This window comes from Roseofilum sp. SBFL (assembly GCF_017746885.1).
Classification (GTDB): domain Bacteria; phylum Cyanobacteriota; class Cyanobacteriia; order Cyanobacteriales; family Desertifilaceae; genus Roseofilum.
Genome location: NZ_JAGHZH010000036.1, coordinates 47,310 through 63,624, shown reverse-complemented (window position 1 = coordinate 63,624; position 16,315 = coordinate 47,310). Strand labels below are relative to the sequence as shown.

General features: G+C 44.6%; 12 protein-coding genes. 6 read left to right on the top strand and 6 right to left on the bottom strand.

Annotation, left to right across the window (positions count from 1 at the left end):
• The first annotated feature begins 92 nt into the window (after positions 1–92).
• Entirely contained in the window at positions 93–392 is a 300-nt protein-coding gene (locus J7545_RS03890) for a hypothetical protein (protein WP_318719161.1), read from the top strand.
• Between the two features lie 16 nt (positions 393–408).
• On the opposite strand, the gene J7545_RS03885 is transcribed toward J7545_RS03890, so the two are convergent.
• Entirely contained in the window at positions 409–2,559 is a 2,151-nt protein-coding gene (locus J7545_RS03885; protein WP_318700727.1) for a S8 family serine peptidase, read from the bottom strand.
• Between the two features lie 127 nt (positions 2,560–2,686).
• On the opposite strand from J7545_RS03885, the gene J7545_RS03880 reads away from it, so the two are divergent.
• The 3 genes from J7545_RS03880 (at position 2,687) to grxD (ending at position 4,048) form a co-directional block, all read left to right on the top strand.
• Positions 2,687–3,289 (top strand): hypothetical protein, encoded by a 603-nt coding sequence (locus tag J7545_RS03880; protein WP_318700728.1) that lies wholly within the window; start codon positions 2,687–2,689, stop codon positions 3,287–3,289.
• A 106-nt stretch (positions 3,290–3,395) separates the two neighbouring features.
• Positions 3,396–3,647, top strand: a complete 252-nt coding sequence (locus J7545_RS03875) for a BolA family protein (protein ID WP_318700729.1) — start codon at positions 3,396–3,398, stop codon at positions 3,645–3,647.
• 77 nt (positions 3,648–3,724) lie between these two features.
• Positions 3,725–4,048: a Grx4 family monothiol glutaredoxin gene (gene grxD / locus J7545_RS03870; RefSeq protein WP_318700730.1), complete on the top strand. Its 324-nt coding sequence runs from the start codon at positions 3,725–3,727 to the stop codon at positions 4,046–4,048.
• A gap of 127 nt (positions 4,049–4,175) precedes the next feature.
• Here the strand turns inward: grxD and J7545_RS03865 are convergent, their stop codons facing one another.
• Positions 4,176–4,424: a DUF6761 family protein gene (locus J7545_RS03865; RefSeq protein ID WP_271945114.1), complete on the bottom strand. Its 249-nt coding sequence runs from the start codon at positions 4,422–4,424 to the stop codon at positions 4,176–4,178.
• A 346-nt stretch (positions 4,425–4,770) separates the two neighbouring features.
• Between J7545_RS03865 and J7545_RS03860 the strand changes: the two genes are divergently transcribed.
• The gene (locus J7545_RS03860; RefSeq protein WP_318700732.1) at positions 4,771–5,538 is read left to right on the top strand and encodes a response regulator transcription factor; all 768 of its coding nucleotides are present in this window, start codon (positions 4,771–4,773) and stop codon (positions 5,536–5,538) included.
• Positions 5,539–5,570: 32 nt separating this feature from the next.
• Here the strand turns inward: J7545_RS03860 and J7545_RS03855 are convergent, their stop codons facing one another.
• The 3 genes from J7545_RS03855 to J7545_RS03845 form a co-directional block, all read right to left on the bottom strand.
• On the bottom strand, positions 5,571–6,128 hold the full coding sequence (locus J7545_RS03855; RefSeq protein ID WP_318719160.1) for a hypothetical protein: 558 nt from the start codon (positions 6,126–6,128) through the stop codon (positions 5,571–5,573).
• 16 nt (positions 6,129–6,144) lie between these two features.
• The gene (locus J7545_RS03850; RefSeq protein ID WP_318700734.1) at positions 6,145–6,582 is read right to left on the bottom strand and encodes a DUF4079 domain-containing protein; all 438 of its coding nucleotides are present in this window, start codon (positions 6,580–6,582) and stop codon (positions 6,145–6,147) included.
• A gap of 128 nt (positions 6,583–6,710) precedes the next feature.
• On the bottom strand, positions 6,711–7,073 hold the full coding sequence (locus J7545_RS03845; protein WP_318700736.1) for a DUF1830 domain-containing protein: 363 nt from the start codon (positions 7,071–7,073) through the stop codon (positions 6,711–6,713).
• A 322-nt stretch (positions 7,074–7,395) separates the two neighbouring features.
• Here J7545_RS03845 and J7545_RS03840 point away from each other — a divergent pair, with 322 nt between their 5' ends.
• Positions 7,396–9,000, top strand: a complete 1,605-nt coding sequence (locus tag J7545_RS03840) for a photosystem II high light acclimation radical SAM protein (protein WP_318700737.1) — start codon at positions 7,396–7,398, stop codon at positions 8,998–9,000.
• Here J7545_RS03840 and J7545_RS03835 read toward each other — a convergent pair.
• Positions 8,997–16,295 (bottom strand): non-ribosomal peptide synthetase, encoded by a 7,299-nt coding sequence (locus J7545_RS03835; protein WP_318700738.1) that lies wholly within the window; start codon positions 16,293–16,295, stop codon positions 8,997–8,999. The two genes, J7545_RS03840 and J7545_RS03835, sit on opposite strands and share 4 nt — an antisense overlap.
• Positions 16,296–16,315: the final 20 nt, after the last annotated feature.

Sequence of the window (16,315 nt, the reverse complement as noted above, 5' to 3'; positions counted from 1 at the left end):
CGTAGATGTGAGTTGTCATTGCGACCGCAGGGAAGCAATCGCCAAGATTGGGGGATTTTGCGATTGCTTCATTCCACTTCGTTCCATTCGCAATGACTGATCTCAATGAGACTGTACTCCGTTACAGCGCTTTGCGCTGTATTCCTATAGCAGAGCAACGTTATCAAAACTATCTTGAACAACTAACTTTCAAGTATCTGCAAGAAAAATCAGGATTGCATGAGGAAGAGTTAGAACAATATTTTGCCGAATCGCACCCCAGAAAAGAAAAACTGCAAAGTTGGGAATGTCTGGAGTTAAATATACTTCAGGAGGTGGTCAGTGCATTAGGAGGAACTCTAGAAATTAAAATAAAAATCCCCCATAAAGATCCTCTGGTTCTTATTAGCTAGACCGTTCGAGAATAGTTCAAATCCCTAAGGTCAGTACCCAACCTCTTAATGTGCCGGTATTACCTAAAGCATAATCAATCACTTGTAATTTCCACACTCCTTTAACGGAGAGATTAACTAAGTCTTGCAATAAGGGACGCTCAGAAGGGGTATAAGTATGTTGAAGCCGGGTTTGTTGGCCTAATGCCCGGTTTTGGAGCAAAATGGTTTTATTATTGGGAGCAATTAACCTGACTTGAATATCGCCTAAAAAACTGTGATCGATGTCTACAGTCACTTGGATATCTCGTAATGAATTGCTTTCCGAAATATAAATCGAGCTACTAATGCCGCGACTATCGTAATCTCGAATGGCGACGCTGGCATAATTTTGCCGTTGAATCCAGCGGCTAACTCTGGGAGGAGTGGGGCGCGATCGCACAGCAGCCGCAACAGCTTTATAGGCATTCACCTTACCATAGCCAAACCACTCGGAGTGGCCCCGACTATCATAAGAGCCTTTGCGAAAGCCAAACTGAGGATCGGGATCTGAGTCCACAATCTTATCCGTATTCGAGATTAAAATTTGCTTCACCTGAGCCGCCGTTAAATCGGGATTCGCTGATAAGACTAGGGCTGCGACTCCAGCGACAATGGGACAAGCACTGGAAGTCCCGCCAAAAGTGCCTGTAAAATCCCCCGTACCATACCCTGCTCCCCCTACCCGGTCAGTTGTGAAAACACCTAATCCTGGAGTAGCACGGGTAACTGCGGGAGGAGTTTGGATAAATCCGGTTTGCTGTAACCAAATCCCTGGAGGCGCATTATTAGATGGAGCGCAAACGGCGATTTCTTTCCCCCAGTTACTGTAGATGGCTTTTTTGCTCAGACTCGAACAAGCAGAAACGGCAATCACATCGGGATGAACGGGAAAACCGGCTAACCATCGGGTATTCCCAGAAATGACATTGCTCGGCCATCCTTGTTCATTAACGGTATCGTTAATGGGGCGGTTGGCATTCCCAGAAGCAAAGACAATCACACAGCCTTTCCCCTGACGGCCTTGGGTGGCAGCTTTGGTCAGGGCAGCGTTTTGGCGTAGGGAGAGGGGAAAATTAACGGCGGCTGGTCCCCAACTACAGGAAATCACAGCAGCTCCGCGACTGGCACACCAATCAAAGAGTTGTTCCATGGAATTATCATCTAAGAAGCCGGTGGTACGCACGGGCATTAGGGAGCATCCAGGCGCTACACCAACGATACCGGAGCCGTTTTCTTCGGCAATGGCAACTCCGGCACAGGAGGTTCCATGGTTTTCCACCAGTCCTCCGGGTTGGGGGATAAAGTCTCGGTCTTTGAAGTCTTTGGGGGCAACAATTTTGCCTAATCCTTGGAAGTCAGGATGGTTGAGGTCGATCGCATCATCGGCAATGGCGACGACAATGGAGCGATCGCCCCTAGTCAGATCCCAAGCTCGTTCTGCATCAATATGCGACCCCGTAGTGAGATAGTTTCCCCCATTATGGTTCAGATACCATTGTTGTCGATAAGATCCATCGGTGGGGCGATACATGGGTTGGCTGGGAATAATCAGATTGGGTTCAGCCGTAATGACTGCTGGAGAAGCCATTAGGCGGTTGGCAATTTTAATCGGATTTTCTGTGGATTTTTCCGTCAGTTGATAAACCCAGGTATTGGGGAGCGTTTCCACCGGTTTGACTTCCCGCAGGCCATACTTTTGAATTGGGTCCGTGCGAGTTTGGGCATTGCTCGTTGGCGACCATTGAATGGTAATCTCGTTGGACAAATAGGTGTAGGTTCCCGGTGAATTTTTGATCTGATAGACATGACTGGCAAAGGCCACATCTTGGGAATTGCGAGCTGAAGTAATGGCCGTTTCTAAGCTTTGGGGATCGACCGTTAATTCTGAGAGTTTTGGAGCAATAGGACGAGTCGCTAAGGAAGGGAGATCCTTGGCCCAGTCGGAAGACATATTAGACTTCGGGGAAACCGTCAGCCGATCTGAAGCCTTTTCTAAAACCAATTCTTGGCCGCCCCGTTGCAGCACTAGCCCGATTTCTGACTCTGGGATACCCGACTTGGCCTGAACGGGATCGGAGGACCGATCCGGGGGAGAACTCAATTGACTCCCAAGAAAGCGCCACAACTGCTCAAAAACTTTGACCATCTTCACTACTCTATTGCGATCGTTTATCTCTTGCTTTTGATTGGAACAGATAAAAAGGGGAACTGTCTGCTAAATTATGTTTAGATTTGTTTTATATTGTTAGTCTTCACTCTAGCTCTTACAACTCATGGTATCTTTAAAATCCTCTGAACTCCTGCAAGCGACGACCCTAGCTATCTGTACTTCTGCGATCGCCTTCACAAACGTAGCCTTTGGACAATCTACCCACCAGAACTTAGCGGCTCAAGAAGCTCAACCGAATGCCGATGAATTTCGGCCCCTGAATCAGGAAAACAGCTTACTAAGTAGGATCGGGGGCGATCGCCTGATGGCTGAAGCGGCTGAAGCCGTGGGCAATGAAAATTATGCCCTAGCGCAGCAAAAACTCCAAGATGCTCGTCAAGTGTTTAACCAATTATCGAATTTTTATCAGGAACTGGCAGCGAGTTTCTCTGGTATTGATAATCGTATTGCGAATAGCCAACGGGATTTAGCTGTGGAAACAGCCCAAAAACGGGATGAAGCGACCTATCAGCTTGCCCTCGTCCATCGCGCTCAAAACGAAGCTGATTTAGCGGTTCCTCTGCTGGTACAGGTGATTCGCTCTCAAAACCCCACGACCGAAATGGGTAAAAAGGCATACCAGCAATTATTTGAATTAGGCTTTGTCGATTCTCCCTATCCCAAAAGAGATGAGGATAGCGAAGCTACATCTGTGGTTCCTCAATAGAATCCATAAGAGTATCAGCGGGATTATTCCCTTGAGTCTCTAACGGGCGATCGCTACAATAAAGAGTGGAGAACAATTGATCGTAAGTAATCATAAGGAGTCTTGTATGGTTCGTCCAGCCGAAGTAGAAGCGATGATTAAAGCCAAGCTTCCTGATGCCCAAATTCACCTGAAGGATATGACGGGAGGAGGGGATCATTACGAAGCGATCGTGGTCTCCCGTGAGTTTGAAGGCAAAAGACCGGTACAACAACATCAGTTGGTTTATGCAGCCGTTCAGGAGGCCATGGCCAGTAATGCTATCCATGCCTTGGGTTTAAAGACATACACCCCAGAAGAATTTCAAGCGGTTCAGTAAAATTCTTAAAAATCAGTTAAGATCGAGACTCTGAAACCGATTTAAGGTTGCCGTTCTACTTTCCTCACTTGATAACTATGACTCCAGACTTAAAAGAACACATTGACAATACAATTAAAGCGCACAAAGTTCTTCTGTTTATGAAGGGAAATAAGCTGATGCCCCAATGTGGATTTTCCAATAATGTGGTGCAGATGCTCAATCAGCTTGCAGTCCCCTATGAAACGGTAGATGTGTTGCAAAATGATGCTATTCGCCAAGGCATTAAAGAGTATTCTAATTGGCCAACTATTCCCCAGCTTTATATTAATGGCGAGTTTGTTGGCGGCTCTGACATTGTTTTTGGGTTATACCAAAGTGGAGAACTCGCCCAGATGGTGGAAGTGGCTTTAGCTTCCTAGAATAACCTCTCTATTGATCGATAATCCCCCGGTGGTTATTTAGGGATAGAGTCTATCTGAAAACTACCAGGGGATATTTTTTGGGGTTGAAACAACCTAGAAACCAGCGATCGCCCATAACTCTGGGCTAGTAATATTTGGCTTCGGGTTCGGGCAGGGGCATTTCAAAATTAGATCGGTCGCGTAGATATCGATAGGCTTCTTCTTCTAGCCGATGGACTAAATAGGTTTCAATACAATTAGAATGTCTTAGTGCAGCTAGATAGCCTTCGAGATACATGCGCAAGTCGTCATAGCGGTATCCTCGGTTCCAGAGGTCTACGAGAGAATCAGTAATTTTTTGGTAAAAGCGGATGGTTTGAGTATCCTGAAGCATCATAAGAGTTGTCTCCTGATCGTCAACTGAACTTCACTTTGTTGGGTATCTTAAGGGTTGAGCCTTTGGTCTGTTCACTTCCCAATAAGCAAAATCCGGATCGGTCAATCGCAGAATGGCCTAGGGCCACTGATAGCTTTATTTTAACGAATCTCCAGACAGAATTGAGATAGGCAATCTGCTGGAGTTTCTTAAACTTAGCATACCTAAAGAAACAAATTCCGTACCGATCCCTAAAAATCCTTAACTGGAATACTCGGTATCGACAACTACAAAAAAGTCAGTTAAACCTTGTTAAGGTGAATGAGTTATTTGCTGCATAGTGTGGTAGGGAAATTAAACCGAAGTGGTCTTGATTGGTATTCAGATTATTGAAAGCAACCCTCATCTGCGATCGCTTCTCGGTTGGCACTTACAGCAGGCTGGCTATGGGGTTTACCAATCTGCCGACAGTGCCAGCGCTCGTCATGTTTATATGGTGCGGGAACCGACTTTAGTTGTTTTAGATGGTAGTATTTCTGGAGGACAAGGTTTAGAACTTTGTCAGTGGATTTACAATCAACAAAAATCTTTGATTTTAATGCTTTCTGCCCGTAATGCAGAAACCGATGTGGTCGCTGGACTGCAAGCCGGTGCGGATGATTATCTCACCAAGCCGTTTGGAATGCAGGAGTTTATGGCACGGGTACAAGCTCTGATCCGACGGCAAAATAAACTTACCCCTCCTGCCCATCTTAACTATGGTGAGCTGAAGATCGATCTGGTGCAACGGCAGGTCTCTCTCAAGGGAGAGGCGATTGATTTAACACCCCAAGAATTTAGCTTGCTTTATGCCCTAGCTCAAGTGGGAGGAGAACCCTTAAGTCGGTCTCAGTTGCTACAACGGGCTTGGCCAGATGAGATTGATAATCCTCGTACTGTGGATACCCATGTTCTGTCTTTACGCAAGAAAATTGAGAGAGATCCCCGCCAACCCCATGTCATTCAAACGGTACGCAAGGTCGGTTATCGGTTTAATCAGGATGGACTAGCCCAGCAGAGGAGATCGCCGTCTCCTTTTCCCACCCGTTCGCCTTCCCTGTCTGCCCAACATACGTTTCCCATGAAACAATAGCAGTAAGGGGAGGGAATAGGGAAAACCGAGTTTTACAAAACTTGGTTTAGGGCAGTGGAAATAGTCCAAGCATCTACACCTAGGAGCATCAGACTAAAGCCGAATAACAGGGCATACATCCAAGGTTGGGCTAGAGGTTTCACCTTGCTGGTATCAATTTGGGTTTTCTCTTGAACTTTTAGCACCAATTGGGAAAATCCGGTAATCCGCATGGGGAGTAGGTAAGCCTCTCCCGATTTAGCCAGAAAATAATAAACCAATCCCCCTTGTCCCGTTGTTCTGGGTTTTAAGGCTTGGATTTCTGACCAAGGTAAAGACCAATGACGATGTTTTGCCCAAAAGACCCAGGAGGGATAGTTGACTTGAATCTGCTCTTCATCCAGGGTGACTCGTTCACTAAGCGCTCCCCAGAGAATGACTGCTCCTAGGGCAAGAGCGACCCACAGGAGCAGTGGAGAAATCCCAGATGGGGTGACCCTAGCCAAAATCGGTAAAGGGACGGTGAGGGCAATATAGAGTGTTAAGAGGGGGATGCGGATAAGGGGGGAAATTTTAAACTGTGATGAGTCTTGCTGGGGGCGATCGCGCATAATCCGGTTAATCCATCTAAGGTAGATATTTTTGTACCACACTCCATCCAGTAAGGGAAACCCAACTAAAGCCTATAAATAGGAGCGTGTTGGCGAGCAGATGTAGAGGTCTAGCCCAAGGTCTTTGGGGACCTATCTGAGTCGCACTGGTGGCAGAAATCAGGACTAAAGCAACCACCCATAGTCCCGCAAATAGGTGAGAGGAATGTCCTAAGCTGCCATAATGGCCCAGGGTTCCGACGATACCGATCGCCAGCAGCAAAAGAACCAGAAAGACTAAAATAGAACCGAGAATATAATGGAGCGATCGCCACCACCCAGTTAAGGGTTGGCGGTTTTGCCGACTCCACCAAACTCCAGTTCCTGTCATCGCTAACAAGACATAGGAAAATAGGGCCAAGCCCATTGACCAGGCCGCTATTTTCCAGAGCCATAAAAATGAAGGAAGATCCACAAATTAAAACCAGATTTATTAAACGTAACCGTCTAAAGCTAAAATTTCAATCTAGATTCAGATAAAGAAGTTTAGCCCGTCATCTTTTACTTCCCCATCTTTCTCCTAACCAGAGATTAAAGGTTTTCTTAATCAATCGCCGTTAACGTTGGCGCTTTAAAGTTGGTTAAGGTATTAATCACCTTGGGTAAAGATTTAGATTCCTTGAGCATTTGCCCTTCTCCTTCTATACCTAATTCTTGCAGTTTTAAGCGATCGCAAGGAATTTTATCCGATAAAATCGCACTGGCCATCATGCCACAGTGAATTTCCAATAGGGCTTCCGGAACCGATTCAAAGACTAAACGCTGTCCAGGAAACACCACCCGTTCAAAATACCAATTTTGAATATTACAGATACGAGCAACTTGCACTTTACTGGTCGCATTTACATAGCAGCAAAGAATGCGATAGGACTGCTCTGGTGGAAGGGGATCAAGAATTTGTGCCATATTCTTATGAAAAGATCAAAAATAACGGATGTTAGCCTACATTTGTTACTCTAACACTTCTGATCCCAACGGGTTGTAAAGGCGACTACCATTAATCCTTTTTTAACCTCTTTTCTGGGCAGTCAATTGCAGTCCTAGAGACTTTTATAAGGATTTTCTCTCCACTTATCTATGATCATCTCTAATCTTGATGATTAGTAAATCTAATCTAAGTCCCAACTCCCTGGGGCCAAAATTTCCTCCAACAGATCCCAAAACCAATGTTATCGTAAAGTTATGTGAAAAACTCTCATAAATCCAGGTTTAGAACAGGAAACGCCCTATGCACGCTACCTCCGTCACTAGCGATCGCCTTCTTTACGTCCGCCTTCCCTGTAACCCCATCTTTCCCATCGGTGTGGTCTATCTTGCCGATCACATCCACAAGTGCTTCCCCTCCGTGGAACAACAGATCTTCGACCTGGGAACGATTCCCCCCCTCGATTATAAACAAGCCCTAGACGAGGCGATCGATCGGTTTCGCCCCAACTTACTGATCTTCTCCTGGCGAGACATTCAAATCTATGCACCCGTAGGCGGAAGAAGCGGCAACCCCCTACAAAACGCCTTTGAATTTTACTACAGCTTTAATCCCTTCATTAAGCTCCGAGGCGCTCTGGGTGGTTTGCGATTAGCCACTGCCTACTATGGGGAACTTTGGCGGAATCTGAGCCTGATTAAGCGAGGCTTAAAGCGTGCCCAAAAATATAACCCCAACACCCGCTTAGTAGTGGGAGGCGGCGCGGTGAGCGTCTTTTATAAACAACTCGGTCGTTCCCTTCCCCCAGGAACCGTTATTTCCGTGGGTGAAGGAGAAAGCCTCTTAGAAAAACTCTTAAAGGATCAAGATATCAGTGGCGAGCGCTGTTATGTTGTTGGTCAAACGGTCCCCCGCGATCGCCTCATCCACGAACCCCCCACTCCCCTCGAAAAAACGGCCTGCAACTATAGCTATATCGAAGAAATCTGGCCCGCCTTTAACTACTACCTACAAGACCCCGACTTTTACTTAGGTGTACAAACCAAGCGCGGCTGCCCTCATAATTGTTGCTACTGCGTTTATACTGTCGTCGAAGGTAAAAAAGTCCGCATTAACCCCGCCGATGAAGTCGTCGAAGAAATGCGTCAACTCTATGACCGGGGGGTACGGAACTTCTGGTTTACCGATGCCCAATTTATTCCGGCACGGAAATTCATTCCCGATGCGATCGAATTGCTACACAAAATCCTGGAAGCAGGTTTAACCGATATTCACTGGGCCTCCTATATCCGAGCGGATAATCTCACCCCTGAACTGTGCGATCTGATGGTCAAAACAGGAATGAATTACTTTGAAATCGGCATTACCAGTGGCTCCCAAGAATTAGTCCGTAAAATGCGAATGGGCTATAATCTGCGCGTAGTTTTAGAAAACTGTCGGGACTTAAAAGCAGCCGGTTTTAACGACCTCGTATCCGTCAATTATTCCTTCAACGTAATTGACGAAACCTATGACACCATTCGCCAAACCATCGCCTATCATCGGGCCTTAGAAGAAATCTTTGGCGTTGATAAAGTCGAACCCGCCATTTTCTTTATCGGTTTACAACCCCATACCCACCTCGAACAATATGCCTTTGACCAAGGCATTCTCAAACCCGACTACGATCCCATGAGTATGATGCCCTGGACAGCTCGCAAATTGCTCTGGAATCCAGAACCATTAGGTTCGTTTTTTGGCCAAGTCTGTTTAATCGCATGGCAGCGCAATAGTAATGACTTTGGTCGAGAAGTCATGCAAGTTTTAGAAGAACGGCTCGGTCGAGCAAGTCTCGATGAAGCCCTCAGCGCTCCCCTTACCCCGAAAGCAGAAAGCAGCAGAAAGCAGTTAACCCGCGTTGGTTCTTAAAAACAATTTCGCAAGGTTTCTGCTAAGACCTGGACATGAGGGGGTTTTAACATAGTTAGATGTGTTCCTGGAGTAGTGTAAAATACTACTGACTCGGAGGAGAAACGACCCCAACCCCAGAGGCGATCGCTGGCAATCTCTGCTTTGAGAGTATGGCCAAAGCCTTTTTCTGCCATCTCTTCAGAAACCGTATCTCTTGCCTTCAATAATGTAATCGGAATCTGATAATTGCTTTGCGGGTAATAAGAATAGGTGGCTTCATAATCACTCATTAACACATTCACAAACCCCCGAATCTGTTGAACCCCTGCTCCCTCGGGGAAAAAGCCCACTGTTTGTAGCTGTTCATAGATATATTGCCATTGTTCTTCCACTTCGAGGGATTGCAAAACTTCCGGAGATACGCCTATCTCTTTACCAAAAAACTGTTCAATTAATGCCACCACTAAAATCAGTTTCCGGGAAAGAGACCAATCGCGATCGATATTCGGTTTATTTTCTAGTGCATCTGGAACTGGACTATCCAAAATCACCAATCGAGCCACTCTATCTCCCTGCGCTTCTAATTGCTGACTCATCTCAAAAGCAACTAAAGCACCGAAAGAATGACCCCCTAAATAGTAAGGGCCGTCAGATTGTACAGCTTTAATATATCCAATATAATCCCTCGCCATAGCTTCAACTGTAGTGTAGGGTTCTGATGTTCCATCCAAACCTCTCGCTTGAAACCCATAGAAAGGTCGCTCTTCTCCTAAATAACAGGCTATATCAGACAAATAAATCACATTTCCACCCGCTCCTGGAACACAAAAGAAAGGAGGTTGATTTCCTTGAGTTTGAATCGGGACTAAAGCTGACCAAGAATTAAAATCTGTTGATTCTTGCAAGCATATTGCCAATTTTTCAATCGTCTGAGCTTGAAATAGAGTAGATAAGGAAAGATGCCGATCGAACTCCTGCTCAATTTTAGCCATCAATTTTAGCGCCAAAAGGGAATGTCCACCCAGATTGAAAAAACCATCTCTAATTCCTATGGGTTCAATTTGAAGAATATCTGACCAAATTTTCGCCAGCTTTCGCTCGGCAGAGTTTCGCGGGAAAAGGGAGGCTTCTTGACTATCCTGACTCGTAATTTCCTTGGATAAGCGATCGTGCTTAACCTGTGGAACTCGATCGTCTGAAATGGCATTAGCAATCTCTATTAAAGTTATTTCGTGGTTTTTAATAATCAAATCGAAAATCATGAGAAAATGATCGAGTATTTTTTCGATTTCTGACCCCTCGAATTTAGACTGACTATAAACAACACTAATTTTGAAATTGGAGCCAGGAATCGCAAGAATAGTTAAACTAGATTGAGTTTGCGCTCCTAGAGAATGATTTTGATTAAGACTAATCTTAAACTCGGAAAAATCTTGGATTGAGGCATCAACTGGATAATTTTCAAAGACCAGGATACTGTCATACAATCGTGATGACATGGAGATTTCACTCCAGGAATGAATTTGGCCTTGAGAACAATATTCATAAGATTTTTGTTGAAATTGTTGTTGTTGATGTTCTTGTAACCAAGACCAAAGCAGAAGATCGGGAATAACAGCACACCGAATCGGAACCGTATTAATCAATAAGCCAACCATAGACTCAATTCCAGAAATTTCTGGAGGACGACCCGAAACAGAAGCCCCAAAAACGACATCTAATTGATGACTATAGCGACTTAACAATAATCCCCAAATTCCTTGAATCAGAATATTGAAAGTAACTCGATTTTTCTTAACGAGAAGATTCAGAGCTTCTGTAGAGGACTCAGATAAACTAATGGTTCGACGACCATAGGGTTGTTCTGGAAGTGCAAAGTCATCCGACGCAACTTCTTTTCCTAACGGAGTAGGTTGGGTGAATCCTCGTAACTTTTCTTGCCAAAATTCCTGAGCTTCAGTCAAATCTTGATTGTATAACCACGTGATATAGTTTCGATAGGGATAGGTAGAGGATAAGGAATAATGAGAATCCCGAGTCAATCCTTGATAGAGTGTCAACAGGTCTTGGAATATGACTCCTAAAGACCATCCATCTACCAAAATATGGTGTACTGTGAATACAAAATAATAGGCTTTATCCTCCAATCGAAATAGAGATAAATCTAGAAGGGGGACTTGGGTCAAGTTAAAGCCTTGCTCTTGCTTTATCCGAATATATTGAGCCAACTTTTCTTGAGCATCTTTTTCCGCTCTCCAATCCTCGATTTGTAGTTCATAAGGAAAACTTTGTAAAACAAACTGAGCCAGCTTATCATAATCTTTCCATAGAAAACCAGTCCTTAAGATTTCATGTCTATCTATCAAACTTTTCCAAGCTTTCTGCCACGCTTGTACATCTAAATCCCCTTCTAAATTCAGAACAATCTGTTCAATATGAACCCCAGATTCTGAAGCGGATAAAGACTCAAACAACATTCCTTGTTGTGAGGGAGAAAGGGGATAAATTGCAGTTATCTTGGCTGGGTGATGATTTTCTTGTTGAATATCTGAGATAATCGTATCTAACTGGATCTGTGTGAACTGAACAGCAGGAAAATCTGAAGGAGTATATCCACCAGTTTCTGGAGATTGGCAGTGATGAATGAGTGCTTTTAGGGTATTGATATAATTTTCTGCTAAAGTTTCGATGGTCGATCGTTGATGAAGATGATTACAGTACGTCCAATCCATTTGCAACTTATCCTTTAAGACGATTCCTGTAATATCTAATCTATGGGGACGCTTGCCATGAGGGCTTTGAACTAAACCCATGGCTTCTGAAGCGACTTGCCAAGAATTATTTTGAGATTCATTCGGATTAAATTGACCTAAATAGTTAAAGCTGATTTCAGGTTGTGGGAGAGCTGAAAGTCCAGACTTAATTTCTAGATCTGAGCTGAGATAACGTAAAATACCGTAGCCAATTCCACGATGGGGGATGGCTCGGAGTTGTTCTTTAATTGATTTAATATTTTCCCCGAGATTATCTTCCGTAGGTTGTTGGAGCATAATTGGAAAAATACTGGTGAACCAACCCACGGTTCGAGATAAATCGATGTCAGCAAACAATTCTTCGCGTCCATGTCCTTCTAAGTCTAGAAATAGAGTTGATTGTCCGCTCCAATTTCTGAACGTTTGTACTAAGGCAGTGAGTAAGATATCATTGATTTGGGTATTATAAGCGGAGGAGACTTGTTGTAAGAGAACTTGAGTTTCTTCTGGAGTTAGCTGTACGGAAATATTATCTGTATTCCCAACTATATTGTGAGTTGTGTTTTCTGGATAATCGATGGGTAGTGAAGAGTCTTGAGATTGATGCAACCAATAATTCAGTTCTGATTGAAGAAGGGGAGATTGACTGTACTCTAAAAGATGAATTGACCAATCTTGAAATGCTGTAGTTTTTGGAGGAAGTTGTAGGGGTTCACTCTTCTCTAGTTGTTGGTAAACGGCTGATAAATCTTCTAATACAATACGCCAAGAAACTCCATCGATAACTAGGTGATGGGCAAGAATCAGTAAACGTCCTTCTGTCTGTTCTCCAAGTTGATAGAGGATACTTTTAATCAGAGGGCCTTCCGCCAGATTTAAGGTCGTCTGTTGGCGAGCAATATTGTCTTCTAAAACACGGGTTTGTTCAGAGGGAGGTACTGAGGATAAATCAACTCTCTCAAATGGAATAGTTTCTTTGACATTCTCATTGATTTGTTGCCAGCTTGTTTCATGCTGAAAAAAGCGCAGGCGTAGAGCATCATGGTGGCTTAAGAGTTTGCTTATTGCTGTAGATAGAAACTGGGGTTTAATATCAGCAGGGACTTTGAGGAGAAAAGATTGGTTAAAGTGGTGAGGTTCAGCAAGATTTTGCTCAAAGAACCAATGCTGGATGGGAGTAAGGGGAACTTCACCCGTCACACTGTTTTGTTGAGCAGAGGATGGTTGTAGTGTACTGGCAACGGTTGCGAGTTGTGCAATAGTTTGATGCTGAAACAGTTGCTTGGCAGTCAAGCCAAGGCCTGCTTGTTGAGCGCGAGAAACGATTTGAATACTGATAATTGAATCTCCTCCAATTTCAAAAAAGTTATCCTTCACGCTTACTCGCTGTAATCCTAAAACGTCTTGCCAAATTTCAGCTAAGGTCTGTTCTATTTTGTTTTGGGGAGCAATGAATTCTTCTGTTCTGGTTAATTCAATATCTGGAGCGGGTAAGGCTTTTCTATCTACTTTTCCATTGGGGGTAATGGGGAGTTGTTCGAGTATGACAAATCCAGACGGGATCATATACTCTGGTATCTTATCTTGCAAAAATTGCCGTAGTTCTAGAGGAGTAAGATCGGGATCTTCGCTCACGACATAGGCAACTAAGCGTTTGTTATTGGGTGTGTCTTCTCGTGGGATGACGATGCCATGCTCGACGTGGGGATGAGTGGATAAAATGGCTTCAATTTCTCCCAGTTCAATCCGGTAACCCCGCACTTTAATTTGGTTGTCTATTCGACCTAAGAATTCAATATTCCCATCAGCTAGATAACGGCCTAAATCACCTGTTTTATATAACTTCGATTTCTCAGTCGGGGGTTTCGATAAGTCAAAAGGGTTGGAGATAAATCTCTGATTAGTTAAATCTTCTCGGTTGAGATACCCACGAGCTAAACCTATCCCACTTATATAAATTTCTCCAGGTCTTCCTATAGGTACTGGTTGTAAATTTCTGTCTAGGATGTAGATTTGAGTATTGCTGATTGGGCGACCTATGGGTGGGACAGGACACGCTGGTGAGCATTCTGCCATAGTGGCACAGACTGTTGATTCTGATGGGCCGTAGGCGTTAACGAATTGTCGCCCCACAGACCACTGGGATATTAGCTCTGGTGGACAAGCTTCTCCTGCGACAATGATAGTCTTTAAGCTTGGTAACTCGTCTTTTGGCATTGCTGCTAGAGCTGAGGGGGGAATCGTGATATGGGTTATTTTGTTCTCCTGCAACCATTGACTCAAACCCAATCCAGGCATTAAAGTATCTCGGCTTCCCATATACAAACCCGCTCCTGAACCTAAAGCCATGACAATTTCCCAAATGGAAGCATCAAAACTTAATGATGCGAACTGAACAACCCTACTGTTTGAGTTGACTTGAAACGCTTGAATTTGAGCTTTAACCAAGTTAAACAACCCCTTGTGTTCTACTAATACTCCCTTCGGTTTACCCGTAGATCCAGATGTATAAATTACATATGATAAATTTTGAGGGCTTACTTTACTGTTGACTGTTTCTGGCGTTGCAGTTGCAAATTTTTCCCAATCTCTATCTAGAAAAACTACTTTGGCTTGATGTTGAGGGAGTTGGGCTAATAATTGTTGTTGAGTTAGTAGCACTGATACTTCAGAGTCATTGAACATATACTCCAAGCGTTCTTGAGGATAGGCTGGGTCTAGAGGTACATAAGCACCTCCTGCTTTGAGGATGCCTAAGATTCCCACAATCAGCTCTAGGGAACGTTCAATACAAATTCCCACCAGTGCTTCGGGTTGTACTCCTAAACGTTGCAGATAGCGAGCTAATTGATTCGCTTTCTGATTTAATTCTTGGTAGGTTAACTGTTCTTCTGCAAAGACAATAGCGATCGCATCAGGAGTCCGTTCAGCTTGTTCTTCAAATAACTGATGAATACATTTATCCCTAGGATAATCGGTGGCGGTATTGTTCCACTCCACCAATAACTGATGGCGTTCTGGTTCTGTGAGTAGGGGAAGTTCGGCGATCTTCTGTTGGGGATTAGCGGCGATCGCCTCTAATAGTACCTGCAAATGACCCGTCATGCGCGCAATAGTCGCAGCATCAAACAAATCGGTGGCATACTCCCAATAGCCTAAAATCCCCTTATCGGTTTCCTCCATGGAGAGGGTGAGGTCAAATCGAGAGGTGGCGATCTGGGAGCTTAACCTCTCAAAACTCACTCCAGGCAAATCACAGGATAAGGCTCCAGCATTCTGCAATACAAACATCACTTGAAATAGAGGAGAATGGCTCAAATTACGTTCCGGTTGCAGCGCATCCACCACCTGTTCAAACGGGACATTCTGATGAGTATAGGCTTCTAAAGTGACTTCCCGGACTTGAGCGAGCAATTGCTCAAAGGTTATCTCTTCTGGAAACTGGGTTCGCAACACTAAGGTATTGACAAAACAACCCATTAGGGGTTCAACTTCCTGGCGATCGCGATTGGCGATCGGCGAACCGATTAAAATATCATCTTGGCTGCTATATCGATACAGCAGAGTAGAAAACGCTGCCAATAGCGTCATAAATAAGGTTGTGCCTGCCTTTTGACTGAGCTGTTGCAAGGGTTCCGTCAGATGGGGAGGCAAAGTAAACACTTGGTGTTCACCCCGATAACTTTGCACCGCTGGTCGAGGTCTATCCGTCGGCAACTGTAATAAACCAGGAGCATCAGCCAGTTTTTGTTGCCAATATCCCAATTGAGTCCCCAGAACTTCCCCGCTTAACCAAGTACGCTGCCATTGGCTATAGTCAGCATATTGAATCGGCAGTTCAGGCAAAGGAGACAATTCTCCCTGAAGATACGCTTGATAGAGTGTCGATAACTCTTGGAACAAGACTCCCACTGACCAACCATCACAGATAATATGGTGCAAGTTAGCCAGCAAAACCGACTCTGTTCTTGAAAGTCGAACTAAACTCACGCGCAATAAAGGCCCAGTTGCCAAATCAAACGGAGCTTGAGCTTCACGGCCAATTTCCTGATTCAACTCCTCCTGTTGTTGGGTTGGGGGGAGATCTTGCCAATCTTCGATCGGAAGTTGGAACTCAACTAGGGAGTCAATAACCTGTACTGGAGTACCATTAACAGATTCAAAGCGAGTCCGTAGAACTTCATGGCGACGAATGATTTCCGCCAAAGCTAATTCTAGGATAGAAACCTGAAGATCTCCCGTAATTCGGAAGGCTCCAGGCACATTGTAGATAGAACTCTCCCCTTCCAGTTGGTCAAGAATCCAGAGTCTTTCCTGGGCCCAAGAAAGGGGGAGGGGAGTGCCATCACGAGGGCTAGGAGCAATGGCGGGTAGAGTCTGAACCGGAGTGAAGCTTTGACTCAGAAACCGAATAATCTCTGCTTTGCGCTCTGACAACGTACCTCGCATGGCTGAGGTTAACACCCCTTCTGGAGCGCGGCAACGCAGTTTCTCGCCTTCAACCCAGACTTTAACATCCAGTTCGCGCAGTTCTGACAGAAATCGATCGACAGGTTTCATCGCAGACACTCCCTAAATAT